We start from the raw sequence: 15090 nt of genomic DNA on the forward strand, positions 1-15090 counted from the left end.
AAACATCTATCTATTTGTAATATTTAAGATAATGGATTTTAGTCAATTACTGGCTGAAAAAACTGAATCTATCCTTCAAAAGTGGGTGGAAGAGGTTCGTCAAGATAGGCATATTGAAAGTGCTGATGACTTATCTTACACAGCAATAAGAAATCATCTGCCTGAGGTTATTAAAGCGATGGTAACAGTGCTTTCTAAATCTCAAGGTAATGATGTTAAATCAATAGTTGTTGCTAGTTGGGAGCATGGAATACTCCGGGCAGAACAAGGCTTTGACCCATCAGAAATTGCGCGAGAATATCATTTGCTAAGAACAGTTATATTTGAAACTATAGAAACATATTTATTGCAGGGAACACCAGCAGAAATCATTCGTGCTATGCGTTTGATTGATACTGTGATTGATGAAGCGATCGCCCGGTGTTTTAATAGTTATTTTGAGGCAAGTTTGCGAGAACTACAGCAACTATATTTGTCGCTTAGGCTGCATAATGAAGAATTAAATCGCTTAGTTAGCAGTAATCAAGATAATCTTTCCCAACTAGCCCACGAATTAAAAAGTCCTCTAACTTCAATTATTGGCTACTCGGATCTATTTTTGCGCCAACAACGACAGCAAACTGCGGTAATAGAGAACTATATAAATGTAGAACATATTGAGCGCGTGTTACGTAATGGTAGGCACCTACTGCGGCTAATCAACGATGTATTAGAACTCTCACGATATGATGCAGGAAAGATAATGCCTGAACCAGCACCTACAGATGTACGTGAATTAATTAGCAATGTCTGTGAAATGTTGGAACCTTTAGCTAGAGAGAAAAATTTAGAAATTGTAGTTGATTGCGATGGCTTCGCCAACGCCAAAGGCGAACGCGCTTGCGAAGAAGTAATTACAGATGCTTTGCAATTACAACAAATAGTCACAAATCTAGTTAGCAATGCGATTCGCTACACAGAATCAGGAACTATAAATATAAACTGTGAGGTATTGCAAAATCCAGAATCAGCAATCCCCTCACACTTTGTAATTGCAGTTGCTGACACCGGAATTGGTATTACACCAGAAAACCAAACCCGAATCTTTGAACCGTACTTTCGAGTAGGTTCTAGCGATATGTCTTACCTTCCCGAAAGCACTGGACTAGGGTTAGCAATAGTTTTACGACTAGTAAAACTACTGCAAGGAGAAATTAATTTAGTTTCTCAGGTAGGAGTTGGTTCCACTTTCTCTGTGACTTTGCCTTTGCAATTGAAAATTTAAAATAGCTAATTATACCGCAAAGGTGCAACTCCTTTGCGCTAAATAAAAAATCATCTTTACAACAACCCTTGTTTTTTTAACTTAGCTAGTGCATCCTCAGCCGCAGCTTTCTCAGCAGTTTTCTTGTTGCGTCCCTTACCTTCTCCATACACTTTTTCATCCACAAAAACTTGTGCTAAAAACTCTGGTGCATGAGATAAACCACCGATTTGCACTGTGACATATTTGGGGGGAGTTGGGGTGATATTACATTGCACCCATTCTTGAAAGCGATTTTTTGAGTCTACATTAGAGCGAATTATAACAATATTTTCAGATACTGAATCAAACAGTGGTTCTATAATTGCACGAACTGCTTCAATATTAGAATCGTTATCTAGATAGTAAGCGGCAATGACAGCTTCAAAGGTACTGCTGAGTAAATTGGGGTTATAGTATCCTCCATCTTGAATAGCACCTTTTCCTAAACGCATCTTAAAGTTTAAATCTACCTCTTCGGCAAACTTTGCCAATTGCTTCTCATCTACCAGCGCCGAACGCCGCCGTGTTAATTCATCTTCTCCCTTTTCTGGATGACGATGATAGAGGTAATCCCCACTTAAGTAATTCAGTAAAGCATCACCAAGAAACTCTAGACGTTCATTGTGTTCACCTTCTCCTGGGTTCTCATGAACATAAGAACGGTGAGTAAGCGCACGACGCAGAAGTTTTTCATCGCGGAATGTTAGAAGTTTATGCATTTTGATGATTTGGCTTGTTGCAGAAATAGATTGTTGGGTAATTATGCAGGTTTGATTATCTTTAAACATGAAAAAACCGCGAATAGCGGTGTTTTATAAAACCTAGTTGTTTTGCTCAACTAGGTTCTCAAAAGCAAGTTCAAGCAGCAACTTTGTCTAACTCATGTAAAAACAATTGTTGATTCTGCCTTGTGACTTTCCCATCCTTTACAGCAGCATCAACAAACTGACTAAATTTTTTAAATTTATTGCCTTTAGATGTACAAATAGAAGAAACTCCCTGATATTTAGGGCAAAGCTGACGCATCAATTTGTCAATGCAGCCAAATGCCGTAGGCTTATTTTGACTTAAGGCAGTTTTGATAGCTGCAATCAAGTAATCTTTAGCCTCATTGTAATTAATTTGAGAATCAACAGCAGTGTTTTGAGTTTGAGCCTTATTACCAACTAACTCACGTAACTCCTCTACAAAACGAAATTCATCAGCAAGCTCTTTTAGTTTTTGTTTTACATTACCTATTTGAGCAAAAATGATAACCTGTTTACCTAATTTTTGCAGATTCCGAACCAATTTCACAAAGTCTCCATCTCCAGATATAAGAATAACTATGTCTGGAGATACATTGCTGTGAATATCTTCAAGACAGTCAGCTATTAATTGATTGTCTGCACTGTTTTTAAGAGGGCAAGGAACATCAAGACACTTAAAATCAAGATTAGCTATACTATTCCTTGCAGCAGCTTGATCTGCACACTGCGAATTATAATAAACGTTTTTACAAATTAAACGTCCTTTGCATTTGGAAAAGTCCAATAACAGTTTGACTGTATCTAGGCTTAATTTAGTATTCTGATAATCCCAATAGATGGAAACTAAACGCTTCTGCTGATTTATTTGTCCGTTTGAGGCTAGATGAGCAACCATTTTCATTGTTCCAGTATTTTAGTGAACTGGACAGCTTCAACAGATAATACATCTAAAATATATTTGTACTAAAAATTGCTTTAATAGTACAACGTCTCACTATTACAAGCTGAATTAGTTTCAGTCTCAGTTATAGAATTCCTACTTTAACTGCTGCATTTCGCGTTTACTTCCGGATGAACATTTAGATAAATAATCTTTTTGTTCTTGGACTCTAAATTTATAGAAGTCTTAAAGTAACATTCAGCTAAATAATCAGCCGAAGGTAAACAAGAAATATAGCAGGTAAAATAGGAATTATACCGCTGAGACAGCTACCAATACTTGCACCTGAGAGTTTTACTTTAGAGCGCAGTTGTTTTGCTGTCTAAATATAGACTTACACAACTGAATACGGTTGTCAATATATTTTTTAGTAAATAATAATACAGCATTTTGACTACAGTACATTACCCCCCTACACTTAAGCTTCAAGAGTAGGTCATTTGTTCAAAAATCAAATCGGATTCCTATATATCAACTTGAATAATTAAACTAAAGTCTTTTCTCAGTTTTCACACTGATAAATAATTTACAGCTTACTTTCTGCGATCGCACTATACAAAATGCCTAATATTTTTTTAATATCATTGATATAATATTCACTCAAATCAATCGAAACTATATTTCCTTCAAGCTTCATAAATTGCCAGATAGTACCGATAGTAACAGCACCATATATAGCCTTGATTTGATTTTGACTTTTCTCGTTAAAAAATTGGGCAGCTACCATTTCGGCAATACATTGTGCTAAACCAGACCTTAAGTTTTCCTTTTTGCTCTCTACAAGGACAATCACCGGGCTGCGTACAAGCAACTGCTCGGAAGACAGGCTTAAGATAAAATCACAAAAACCATTTAGCCCACGTTGGCTATCAACAGTAAAATCGACTCCAGAAAACAAACTGATTTCATAATTAAATTTGCGTCTAATTTCTAATAAAATCGGGCTAATTATCATTTCGCTACGAGCTTTATCGGAACTGATAGCTACGGCTAAGTCAACATTTTCTCTAAGAATTGTAGATAATAAATCACTACATTCTTGCTCCTGTACACTTGCAAACATTCCAGATGACTCGTGGATAATTAAACCAAAAGTATCGATGATATTAGCAAGTTTGAAATCACTATAAGCCATAAAATATTAATAATTCAGTTTTGGCGGGAATATCTTACTTAAATCAACAGATAAATCAGGTAAGCCCGGTAAAGATATTATTTGATCGGGTAAAATAATTCGTTTATTTGCATAACCAGATTTACCTAAACTATCCTGATAGGGTTCGCTGTAACATTCCAAATGATTATCAAATAAATTGAATATCCAATAATGAGAAATTCCAGCTTTAGCATAAAGGGGAATTTTCACAACTTGGTCATAATCTAAAGAAGAATCTGAAACCTCTACGACCAGTAACACATCAGTAGGTGCAGGGTGAGCGGATAGATAATCATCAGATCGGTTTTGGAGAATAGCAAAATCTGGTTCAGGTTCGCTGTTAGGAGGTAACGTAACTGGGGCTTGAGATTGCAAAGTTGCCCTATCTCCTACAAGTTTTGGGAGTTCTTTCCATAACCTTCGCAAACAAGTTTCATGTGGTCTACCCTTTGATACCATTTGGATGATTTCTCCGTTGATTAATTCAATATGGTCATCCTCATGGAAAAAGCCCAATTCTGTAAGTCTGTGATATTCGTCTAAAGTGAAGCGTTTAGCTTGAGCAATACTCATACATTTTGCTCCCTTGGGGAAACTTGTCACAACACTTATTCTAAATGTGCCAGAACATTGATATGCTAAGAGCCGAGACTAGCTATTTTGCAAACAATGCCTGCGCCTACTATTAACCCTACAATCACTTCTTTTCCCCTAACAGCCGTAGTTGGGCAAGAAGCAATTAAATTAGCTTTACTTTTAGCAGCAGTCGATCCTGGGTTGGGGGGAGTAGCGATCGCAGGTCGTCGCGGTACGGCAAAATCTGTGATGGCTCGTGCAATCCATGCTCTGCTACCACCGATTGAAGTTGTTCAAGGCTCAATCAGCAATTGCGACCCTAATCACCCAGAAGATTGGGATGACAAACTTTTAGCAGAATACGCAGATAAAGATATTCAAGATGTTCCCACCGAAATTATCCCTGCACCTTTTGTGCAAATTCCTCTAGGAGTGACAGAAGACCGACTCCTGGGTTCTGTGGATGTGGAACAGTCAGTAAAACAAGGAGACACTGTATTTCAGCCTGGGTTACTCGCCACAGCCAACCGGGGTGTCTTATATGTGGACGAAATTAACTTACTAGATGACCAAATCAGCAATCAGCTACTGACAGTATTATCCGAGGGACGCAACCAAATAGAGCGAGAAGGCATAAGCTTTCAACATTCCTGCAAGTCACTGTTTATTGCCACCTATAACCCAGAAGAAGGAGCATTACGGGAGCATTTACTAGATAGAATTGCGATCGCCCTTTCAGCAGACGGTGTACTCGGCTTAGATCAAAGAGTACAAGCAGTAGAGCAAGCGATCGCTTACTCCCAGTCTCCCCAAGAGTTTCTTCAACAATATAATGAAGACTTAGACGCTCTCAAAACTCAAATAATCCTGGCGCGGGAATGGTTGAAAGATGTAACCATTACCCGCGAACAAATTGCTTATTTAGTAGATGAGGCACTTCGTGGCGGAGTCCAAGGACACCGTGCTGAGTTATTTGCTGTGCGAGTTGCCAAAGCCGCAGCAGCTTTGGAAGGACGCAATACAGTCAATGCTGAAGATTTGCGTCGTGCTGTAGAGTTGGTAATTGTACCACGGGCGACAATCGTGCAGACACCACCACCCGAACAAGCACCACCACCACCGCCACCTCCTCCCCCGCCTGAAGCTCAAGACGAATCAGAACAAGAACAAGACGAACAGGAAGAAGAGCAAGAGGAGCAAGAACAACAAGAACCACCAAGCATCCCGGAAGAATTTATTTTTGATCCGGAAGGGGTAATCCTCGATGACAGCGTGCTTTATTTTGCCCAAATGGCCAAGCGCCAAGGCAAATCTGGTAGTCGGAGTGTGATATTTTCCGAAGACCGAGGACGCTATATTAAGCCAATGTTGCCCAAAGGCAAAGTGAGACGAATTGCAGTAGATGCTACCTTGAGAGCTGCTGCTCCATATCAAAAAGCACGACGCGAAAGACACCCCGATCGCAAAGTAATTGTCGAACAAGGAGACATTCGCGCCAAGCGCTTGGTACGCAAAGCCGGGGCGCTAATAGTGTTTGTGGTAGATGCTTCTGGCTCTATGGCTCTAAATCGGATGCAGTCAGCTAAAGGTGCAGTAATGCAACTTTTAACCGAAGCTTATCAAAACCGCGACCAGGTGGCTTTAATCCCCTTCCGAGGAGAACAAGCAGAGGTGTTATTACCTCCAACACGTTCGATAGCCTTGGCACGTAACCGTTTGGAAAGGTTGCCTTGTGGCGGTGGTTCGCCCTTAGCTCATGGTTTAACCCAAGCTGTACGCGTTGGCTTGAATGCCCAAATGAGTGGAGATATTGGGCAAGTCGTGGTTGTAGCGATAACCGATGGGCGGGGCAATATTCCCTTAGCACGTTCTTTAGGTGAACAGCTAGAACCAGGTGAGAAGCCAGATATCAAAGCCGAATTGTTAGAAATTGCTGCTCGAATCCGAGCTTTGGGGATGCAACTATTAGTAATTGATACGGAGAGTAAATTTGTTTCTACTGGCTTTGCTAAGGAATTAGCGCAAACTGCGGGAGGTAAGTATTATCATTTGCCAAAAGCGACCGATAAAGCTATTGCTGCCATGACCAAAGGTGCGATCGCCGACTTAAAATCCCGATAATTAATTAGTAATAATTGGTCATACTGGAATTTTGAATTTTGAATTAATCAAGACCCTGTTGCAATCACCTGTGGTTGTAAACAACAAATGAGGTCTTGAATTCCCTTTTGCAGATATCGCGTTACCGTCATCGGACTGGTGCCAATTTTTTTAGCAGCATCTTTACGCGAAAGTTCTTTTAAGAATACTAATTCAACTGCCATGCGGGGCTTTTCTTCTAACAAACTTATTGCTCCTTGGAGTTGTTGCCGTTCTTCTTCTTGTTGTTGAAGAGTAGCAGAACGGGGACAAGGAAGCGCCTCACCCAAAGTTATTTGGCAATCAACATAGTTAGTTGCGGTCGCATCTAAACTCAAAGGCATCCGATTTTGAGCAGCTAATTTGGTTTCTTGCCATTCTTGCACAGATACACGAAGCTGGCTGGCAATTTCAGCATCTTTGGGAGGGCGACCTAAAGACATTGCTAATTCTTTACGTACCTTTTGCCCCTCATTATATAATTCTTGCCAACGACGGGGAATTTTTAAAAGTGTACTGCGATCGCGCAAAAAATGCAGCATCTCACCGCGAATATATGGAACAGCAAAGGAACTAAAAGCATATCCCTGGCTGGGATCAAAACGTTCAATTGCCCTAATTAAACCGAAATAACCGATTTGTTCTAAATCTTCATAAGGTTCATTACACTGATGGCTGAACTTATGAGCCATCTTTCTTACTAAGCCAGTATGTAGCTGTACAAGTTGATTACGCAGTTTAATAGAAGGATTCTGGTGGTATGAGTGCAACAGCTCTATACCATCAATTCGCACAGAGGACTCACTTGCTGCCATATAAAAATTCCTTTGGTGAAACTCCTTTTTCTGAAAAAATGGAGTTGCGTATATTGTCATCAAAGCTGTAATTATTTTCCTTAGACAACGTTGATTAAACCATCGTCGTTTTACTGAACTTGTGGGGGGTCTTACTCCACTTTTCAGTATTTATACGCATGATTTTGCTTCCTGATCTATTGCAGGTTAATTTTCTTTTATAGACAACAATTGCAGCGGCTCTTAATCTTTAGTTTGCCCAATAAACGCCAACTATTTATGCCAAAAAATGTACTATTTATCTAGCAAACATCTCTAATGCCGAGGGAAACATAGACCGATTTTGCATTAATCTCAGAAAAAAATTCGTCTAATTTGAATTCTTAATTAAAGTTTATAATTTCTGCACCACGGACAGAAAAATTACTCACAGCACGCATTGCTGCACCTAAGTAAGTTCATTGCTACTTTAGTACGAGGAGTACCAACGCCTAGTTAGTAGCTGGAAATATTGGTAAAAATGGAAATAATCAGGATGTTTATTGGAATCCGTTTTGAATTATGAGCAATACCAGCAATTTTCGTGACGCGATTCGTGAGGCTAAAACTCAAGCGATCGTGGGGCCAAATGTCATTGCCAATGCTCTTCCTTTTGTCGGTGGCGGTCTTGTGCTAACGGCATTAGGAACCTACGGTGGTTTAGGAGTTATCCGTACCAACCCCGGATTATTTTTCCCCACCTTCATTGGCGCGGTCATTTTGGAGTTAATTCTGTTCTTTGTGGCTCAAAATGTTGCTGCAAAAGGTAACAAGGGTGTTGCCCTGCCTGTTTTGGCTACCTACAGCCTTTTATCTGGATATACTCTCAGTGGTTTAGTGTTTGTCGCCTTGAGAACCCAAGGCGTTGGCATTCAAGGCATTGGTTTGGCCGCCCTTGGTTGTGGCATCACCTTTATTGCCGCCCGTCAAATTGGTTCAAATCTTTCTGAACAAGACGGCATGGCTTTGACAAAAACCATCTCTCTCGGCGTTATCGCCTTAGTGGTAGTTTGTCTGACTCAATTCGTGTTTGCCTTGTTTGGGGTTTACACACCAACTTGGTTAGAAATCGCTATTTCTGGTTTGGGAGTATTTCTGTTTGCTGGGGCATCTGTAGTTGATTTCTACATCTTGCCCCGCACTTATCGCAATGACGAGTATTTGCCTGCGGCTTTGTCGATGTACCTCACCTACATCAACCTGTTCATCTTTATCTTGCGCTTGCTTATTGCTCTCAACAGCCGTGATTAAGCACCCGTAGGTACTCAACATTCTGTAAGTTTGTATAAATTATTGCCGTGGTTTAACCTCAACAACCACGGTTTTTTCATTAGATGAGCTATTACCGGATAGTTTCAAGTAATTTTTGCAACTTATCTAAGTGTGGCGAAAGAACTTGCTCAACTACAGCTAAAATCAAAAATACAAATAGACTCAAGCGCAATGCTCCAAAAATCAAAGCGCTCTATCTTTGAATAAGCACTATGGATGTCTTAGAACTCAAACGCGAAATCGAAACGTTGTCTAGCCGCCTGGGTAAAACCCAGGACTATCTTTGACGTACCTGCACTGACTGCCAAAATTCAAGACCTGGAACAAATATCAGCCCAGCCAGAATTTTGGAACGACCAAACGCAGGCTCAACAAACACTGCAAGAACTTAATGACCTCAAAGCTCACCTCCAGCAGTATCATCACTGGCAAGTTAGTCTAGAAGATACCAAGGCTGTTGTTGAGTTGCTGGAGTTAGAAACCGACGAAGCGCTATTGCAAGAAGCGGAATCTACTATTACTAAGCTCAATAGGGAACTCGATCAGTGGGAGTTACAACAATTACTTTCCGGGCCCTATGACGATAAAGGAGCAGTACTGACAATTAATGCTGGTGCTGGTGGCACAGATGCCCAAGACTGGGCGTTTATGCTGATGCGGATGTACACCCGTTGGGCAGAAGCCCACGGTTATAAGGTGACTTTAGCTGAAGAGTCGGAAGGTGATGAAGCCGGAATTAAGTCAGCAACCTTGGAAATTACTGGTCGCTATGCCTATGGTTATTTGCGATCGGAAACTGGTACACATCGCTTAGTGCGGATTTCACCATTTAATGCCAACGGCAAACGGCAAACTAGTTTTGCTGGGGTGGAAGTAATGCCACAAATAGATAGCTCCGTGCATCTAGATATTCCAGAAAAGGATTTGGAAATTACCACATCCCGAGCTGGTGGTAAAGGTGGACAGAATGTCAACAAGGTAGAAACGGCAGTGCGGATTGTTCACCTTCCTACTGGTATTGCTGTGCGCTGTACAGAAGAACGCTCCCAGCTACAAAATAAAGAGAAAGCCCTCACTCGCCTCAAAGCAAAGCTGTTGGTAATTGCCCGTGAGCAACGCGCTCAAGAAATTGCCCAAATTCGAGGTGATATGGTGGAAGCTTCTTGGGGTAACCAAATCCGTAATTATGTGTTTCACCCCTATCAAATGGTGAAAGATTTGCGTACCAATACGGAAACGACTGCTATTACAGATGTGATGAACGGCGACCTTGACGCGTTTATCCAAGCTTATCTGCGGCAAGAAAACCAATTGGTAGAAAGTACTCCTGCGTAATTGGAGATTAGGAGCTAGCGACTGGGGACTGGGGGCTGGGAAAGAGTGTTTTTAGATATCTAATAGCCAATACCCGATCCCCAATCCCCAATCCTAAATCAGCAAAATGAAAGTTTTACTCAAGGTTAACTGTTACATTTATATATAAAAGAGTTTGTTATCAAACCATCATGAGCAACTCTCCATCAACGGAACCTCAACCTAGCTACGTCAAACTCGCCATGCGAAACATGGTGAGGAAGGGTGGCACCTCTGTGAAACATTTTGTACTTACCACTGTGGGGCTTTTAGCTGTATTTGTAGGTCTTGCTTACCTAACTCGCTGACAACAAACCAAAACCCTGAGTGCCTAGGAGACTTTGTAACTGGTGCAAGTTGAACTAGATGTGCAAGATTGTTTTTATGAGTCGTCCCCAGAAAAAATACTGACTTTTGGGGCTACTGATGACCGTATCGCTGGTGAAACTTGGGAAACATGGTTTGTTCGCTGGTTGGAAATACTTCACCCTGATCTTCCGCCAGCGTCAAGTTATGAAATAGGACTGCGTTTGACAGATGATGCGGAAATTAAGTCACTGAATGCCCAATATCGCCACCAGGACAAGCCCACAGACGTTTTAGCCTTTGCTGGCTTAGAGGTAGATTATCCTCAAATCGAGGAAATGTTTGCTTCTGAACCTTTGTATCTAGGTGATATTGTAGTTTCTGTAGATACTGCACAACGCCAAGCCCAACAGCAGGAGCATAGTTTGCGAACTGAACTGGCTTGGTTAGTTGCTCACGGCTTACTCCACCTATTGGGCTGGGATCATCCTGATGAAGAAAGTTTGGTAAGAATGTTAGAACAGCAAGTAATATTGCTGAGAGAAATAGGTATTGCTCTTGACATAGAGTAGCAATTATCTGTATCTCTTTAAAAGTGAATGTTTAGGGGTATTGATTTAAAAAATGCTTTTGAAGAAAATTGCTTAAAACTTGATTTTGCCCTTAAAATCGCCGCAGATTCTGACTTGACTGACTTGACACACTCCATTTTAGGATTTTTAAGCCTATGTCCCAACAAATCTCTCCTCCATCAACGCCAAACTGCTTACCATCACTTGTGACTAACGAACGGGAACTCTCTTGGCAAGTTGCTTCTAGTTTATTGATTAGTTTTAAGTATGCCTGGGCTGGAATCAGCTATAGTTTTCATACTCAACGCAACTTTCGCATCCATGTAGCTGTTTGCGCTATGGCGATCGCCTTAAGCATTGTGTTGCATCTTTCTCCGGTAGAAATAGCAGTAATTGGTATAACTAGTGGTTTAGTTTTGGCTTTAGAGTTACTCAATACAGCCATTGAGTCGCTGGTTGACTTAACTGTAAAGCAGACCTATCATGAGTTAGCAAAAATTGCTAAAGACTGTGCTGCTGGCGCTGTGCTGGTATCAGCTTTGGTAGCAGTGCTGGTAGCTGGGATGCTCTTACTCCCCCGCCTGGCAAATTTAATTATGTCAGCTTTGTAGGTTTGGTTAAGCACTCATCTTTGTTTTATTCCATAATTGATGACGTTTACAGCAATTTAAATCTGGTAATAATTCAACAAAATGGTATAAGTGGTAATAACCAGGAGCTATGAGCTGTGATTATAGTCATCGATAATTACGACAGTTTTACTTATAATTTAGTGCAGTACCTGGGAGAACTAGCGGCAGAGTTCCCAGTGGCGGCAGATATCAAGGTTTTTCGCAACGATAAAATATCTGTAGATGAGATTCGGGCTTTAAATCCTGAGGTTGTAGTTATTTCCCCAGGCCCTGGTCGCCCAGAAGATGCCGGAATCAGCCTAAGTTTAATTGAACAACTAGGTTCTAGTTTGCCAATTTTGGGCGTCTGTTTAGGACATCAGAGCATTGGTCAGGTGTTCGGTGGTAAAATCGTTTCTGCTCCAGAGTTAATGCATGGCAAAACTTCTCAGGTGTCTCACACCGGAGTAGGAGTTTTCCAGGGATTAGAAAATCCCCTAACTGCAACCAGATATCACAGTCTGGTTATTGACCGCGAGACTTGCCCCAATGTGTTAGAAATCACCGCTTGGGTTGAAGATGGTACTATTATGGGAGTACGACACCGGAACTATCCTCATATTCAAGGCGTCCAGTTTCACCCAGAGAGTGTTTTAACATCTTCAGGCAAGCAATTGCTGCGAAACTTTCTGGAACAATTACAGTCGAGAGAGTAATTAATGAAACGACGACAGTTGATGGGCTATGCTGGGGCGGGCTTGGCAACAGCTTTTCTTACTACCTTAATTTCTGAATCTCAAGCTGACGCGCAATCTAGCGGTTTATCAGTTCAATGGTTGGGTCATACTTGCTTTCTGTTTACGGGCGGCGGTGTGAGAATTCTCGTAAATCCATTTCGTCCCGTTGGCTGCACTGCTGGGTATCGTTCACCGAAAGTAGTGGCAGATTTAGTACTAATTAGTAGTCAACTGCTGGATGAAGGTGCAGTGGATGGACTTCCAGGAAAGCCAAAGCTAATTTACGAACCTGGAGTTTACGAGTTCCAAGGTATTAAGTTCCAAGGTATTGCCATAGACCACGATCGTAAAGGTGGTAGACAATTTGGTATCAATACTGCTTGGAGTTGGAAGCAAGCGGGAGTTAATATCCTGCACTTAGGGGGCGCTGCTGCACCTATTTCCATTGAGCAAAAAATTCTTATGGGGCGTCCTGATGTGGCATTCATCCCTGTAGGGGGAAGTGCAAAAGCTTACAATGCCCAAGAAGCAAAGCAAGCAGTTCAGATATTAAATCCCAAGCTGGTAATTCCCACCCATTATCGTACACAAGCCGCAGATGCTGCTAAGTGCGATATTTCGCCATTAGATGAGTTTTTGACCGTGATGGACGGTACAACAGTACGTCGTAGTAATAGTGACTCGATTACTATTAGCTCTGGTAACTTGCCAGAGAATAGTGTAATTCAAACCTTGAGTTACAAGTTTTAAAACTAGGTTGGACTAAGAGGGAGGAAGAGAATCTTTCCTCTTTACAGCTTGCTTTCTTCTCCACAGTTCAAAGTTTTCTGAGCAGGGGTAGTCGCGTAGTGGTAAAGCTACCTTGATCTTCTGCTATGTTCCGTACTCAGAATGGCAATCTCTCCCTGAAACTAACTCAGTATGAGTAGAGAAAATATTATTGTTAAACTCTACTCAGCTTGGCTACAAAACTGTAACTATGTAATCAGTCAAAGCTCTTGATGGCAAAGCTAGAAGTACGCTTTGACTTTTTTTCACTGCTGACATAGAACTAAAGGTGTAACTAATTTGCTGCCTAAACAAATAGGTCAGGTCTTAGAAGGTAATCCACTTTTGTAGAGGTAGACCATCTGGCCCTACTATTACTTGACCATCTTCTCCTACTTGTACAGGAGAAAGCCTATCTGTCTCGGCGATAGGAGTCTTAGTGACTGTTGTGCCATCTGTATTCGTTGTCCAAATTTCATCCGCACCACCTGCGTAATCGCGCCAGTAGATGTCGGTTCTGCCATCGTTATTGAAATCGCCAAACGATGCTTTTGAAGATGTTGGGGTGGGTGAAAGGAAAGTTTCAGTAGTGATTGTTGCACCATCCATTAGCCATGAGGTGTTTTCACCAGTTGCCTCATTGTGCCAGAAGATATCTGTCTTACCATCGGCGTTGAAATCAGCAATACTAGATTTCCAGTTAGCATCAAGCGTTGTCAGAGACCCCTCAGTGAAGAAGACGCTATTTGGTAATAAGGAATTTGCTTGCCAAATTTTGTTCTCACCTGTTGTAGTGTTCCGCCAGAGGAGATCTGAGCGGAAATCACCGTTGAAATCACCAAGGCTAAAAGTCCAGGTTGGGTCTAGTGTTTCTAGCGCACTCTTATTAGCCTGAGTACCATCTATAAACCAAGCGCTGTTCTCACCCGTTGCGCTACGCCAGAAGATGTCTGTTCTGCCATTACCGTCGAAATCGACCATGGTAGGAGTCCAACTTGGATCAACTGATTCGATAAAGGTTGCACTTTTAACGACTTGGTTGGGGTTGGTAGCATCCACTAGCCAGATGGCGTTTTGACCTGTTTGATTATTACGCCATAGGATATCGGTTTTGCGATCGCTATCAAAATCGCCAATATAAGGAGTCCAAGATGCGTCAAGTGTATCTATGGGAATGAAGTTGGCAACGTTTGTTCCATCCATTAGCACAATGCTATTCTCACCTGTTACCTGATTACGCAACAGGAAATCTGTCTTACCATCGGCGTTAAAATCGCCAATTTTATATACCGTGGAAGATACATCAATTTGACCCAGAGAACCTTTCTGGATAACATTTGTACCGTCCATCAGCCAGACTTGAGTTTCACCTGTTTGACTATCGACCCAGATTTTATCTGTCTTGCCATCAGCGTTAAAATCAGGAACGATCGCCGCACTAGTTAAGTAAGGATTCGGATTTGGGTTGGCTCCAAATAAAGACTTTGTTGATGGCAGTCTCGACTGTGCTCCTGCATATTCAGATGAGGAACTGCTTCTGCCTAAAAATGACTGATTTCCATTACTGATATCAAATTTATAATCATTCCATCTCAACTGTTCTAGACCAGATGATGCTGTTGAACTATTTCCTAATGCTAAGTTTGAATTGCTTTTTTGTCCAAGCATGATGTGTTTTTATGATTGGTGTCATAAAAGTTTTAGCTATTTTATCGATGTCATTTCTGTTAACTGATAACATTTACCTCGATTAGAATATTTGTTTATAATCTTTTTTGGATAAATGTCAGATA

The 15090-nt window shown here is 41.2% G+C and carries 15 protein-coding genes; 9 read left to right on the plus strand and 6 right to left on the minus strand.

Annotated features, from left to right (window positions below; translation table 11 throughout):
• Nucleotides 1-31 precede the first annotated feature (31 nt).
• Nucleotides 32-1264, plus strand: coding sequence for a sensor histidine kinase (locus tag AC5JL8_RS34400; RefSeq protein WP_495884170.1), 1233 nt, complete (start codon nucleotides 32-34; stop codon nucleotides 1262-1264).
• A gap of 56 nt (nucleotides 1265-1320) precedes the next feature.
• Here AC5JL8_RS34400 and rnc read toward each other — a convergent pair whose 3' ends face one another.
• The 4 genes from rnc to AC5JL8_RS34420 all read right to left on the minus strand — a co-directional run bounded on the left by rnc (nucleotide 1321) and on the right by AC5JL8_RS34420 (nucleotide 4703).
• The gene (gene rnc, locus AC5JL8_RS34405; RefSeq protein ID WP_495884171.1) at nucleotides 1321-2004 is read right to left on the minus strand and encodes a ribonuclease III; all 684 of its coding nucleotides are present in this window, start codon (nucleotides 2002-2004) and stop codon (nucleotides 1321-1323) included.
• 139 nt (nucleotides 2005-2143) lie between these two features.
• Nucleotides 2144-2935 (minus strand): NYN domain-containing protein, encoded by a 792-nt coding sequence (locus AC5JL8_RS34410; protein ID WP_495884172.1) that lies wholly within the window; start codon nucleotides 2933-2935, stop codon nucleotides 2144-2146.
• A 565-nt stretch (nucleotides 2936-3500) separates the two neighbouring features.
• Nucleotides 3501-4109 carry a hypothetical protein gene (locus AC5JL8_RS34415; RefSeq protein WP_495884173.1) on the minus strand — a complete coding sequence of 203 codons (609 nt, stop codon included), beginning with the start codon at nucleotides 4107-4109 and terminating at the stop codon, nucleotides 3501-3503.
• Between the two features lie 6 nt (nucleotides 4110-4115).
• Nucleotides 4116-4703 (minus strand): Uma2 family endonuclease, encoded by a 588-nt coding sequence (locus AC5JL8_RS34420; RefSeq protein ID WP_495884174.1) that lies wholly within the window; start codon nucleotides 4701-4703, stop codon nucleotides 4116-4118.
• A gap of 96 nt (nucleotides 4704-4799) precedes the next feature.
• Here AC5JL8_RS34420 and bchD point away from each other — a divergent pair, with 96 nt between their 5' ends.
• Nucleotides 4800-6827: a magnesium chelatase ATPase subunit D gene (gene bchD / locus AC5JL8_RS34425; RefSeq protein WP_495884175.1), complete on the plus strand. Its 2028-nt coding sequence runs from the start codon at nucleotides 4800-4802 to the stop codon at nucleotides 6825-6827.
• 47 nt (nucleotides 6828-6874) lie between these two features.
• On the opposite strand, the gene AC5JL8_RS34430 is transcribed toward bchD, so the two are convergent.
• Nucleotides 6875-7660, minus strand: a complete 786-nt coding sequence (locus tag AC5JL8_RS34430) for an RNA polymerase sigma factor SigF (RefSeq protein WP_495884176.1) — start codon at nucleotides 7658-7660, stop codon at nucleotides 6875-6877.
• A gap of 540 nt (nucleotides 7661-8200) precedes the next feature.
• On the opposite strand from AC5JL8_RS34430, the gene AC5JL8_RS34435 reads away from it, so the two are divergent.
• The 7 genes from AC5JL8_RS34435 (at nucleotide 8201) to AC5JL8_RS34465 (ending at nucleotide 13279) form a co-directional block, all read left to right on the plus strand.
• On the plus strand, nucleotides 8201-8929 hold the full coding sequence (locus AC5JL8_RS34435; RefSeq protein ID WP_495884177.1) for a Bax inhibitor-1/YccA family protein: 729 nt from the start codon (nucleotides 8201-8203) through the stop codon (nucleotides 8927-8929).
• 233 nt (nucleotides 8930-9162) lie between these two features.
• A protein-coding gene (prfB, locus tag AC5JL8_RS34440) for a peptide chain release factor 2 (RefSeq protein WP_495884178.1) occupies nucleotides 9163-10285 on the plus strand; the annotation gives its coding sequence in 2 pieces (ribosomal slippage) (nucleotides 9163-9234 and nucleotides 9236-10285; 1122 coding nt in all).
• Nucleotides 10286-10455: 170 nt separating this feature from the next.
• Nucleotides 10456-10611, plus strand: a complete 156-nt coding sequence (locus AC5JL8_RS34445; RefSeq protein ID WP_495884179.1) for a DUF3285 domain-containing protein — start codon at nucleotides 10456-10458, stop codon at nucleotides 10609-10611.
• A 42-nt stretch (nucleotides 10612-10653) separates the two neighbouring features.
• Nucleotides 10654-11181 (plus strand): rRNA maturation RNase YbeY, encoded by a 528-nt coding sequence (ybeY, locus tag AC5JL8_RS34450; RefSeq protein ID WP_495884180.1) that lies wholly within the window; start codon nucleotides 10654-10656, stop codon nucleotides 11179-11181.
• A gap of 155 nt (nucleotides 11182-11336) precedes the next feature.
• Nucleotides 11337-11792 carry a diacylglycerol kinase family protein gene (locus tag AC5JL8_RS34455; RefSeq protein WP_495884181.1) on the plus strand — a complete coding sequence of 152 codons (456 nt, stop codon included), beginning with the start codon at nucleotides 11337-11339 and terminating at the stop codon, nucleotides 11790-11792.
• A gap of 116 nt (nucleotides 11793-11908) precedes the next feature.
• Nucleotides 11909-12508, plus strand: a complete 600-nt coding sequence (locus AC5JL8_RS34460) for an anthranilate synthase component II (RefSeq protein ID WP_495884182.1) — start codon at nucleotides 11909-11911, stop codon at nucleotides 12506-12508.
• Nucleotides 12509-12511: 3 nt separating this feature from the next.
• Nucleotides 12512-13279 carry an MBL fold metallo-hydrolase gene (locus tag AC5JL8_RS34465; protein ID WP_495884183.1) on the plus strand — a complete coding sequence of 256 codons (768 nt, stop codon included), beginning with the start codon at nucleotides 12512-12514 and terminating at the stop codon, nucleotides 13277-13279.
• A gap of 345 nt (nucleotides 13280-13624) precedes the next feature.
• On the opposite strand, the gene AC5JL8_RS34470 is transcribed toward AC5JL8_RS34465, so the two are convergent.
• Nucleotides 13625-14965, minus strand: a complete 1341-nt coding sequence (locus AC5JL8_RS34470; RefSeq protein WP_495884184.1) for an FG-GAP repeat domain-containing protein — start codon at nucleotides 14963-14965, stop codon at nucleotides 13625-13627.
• Nucleotides 14966-15090 lie beyond the last annotated feature (125 nt).

The organism is Mojavia sp. (assembly GCF_059505145.1).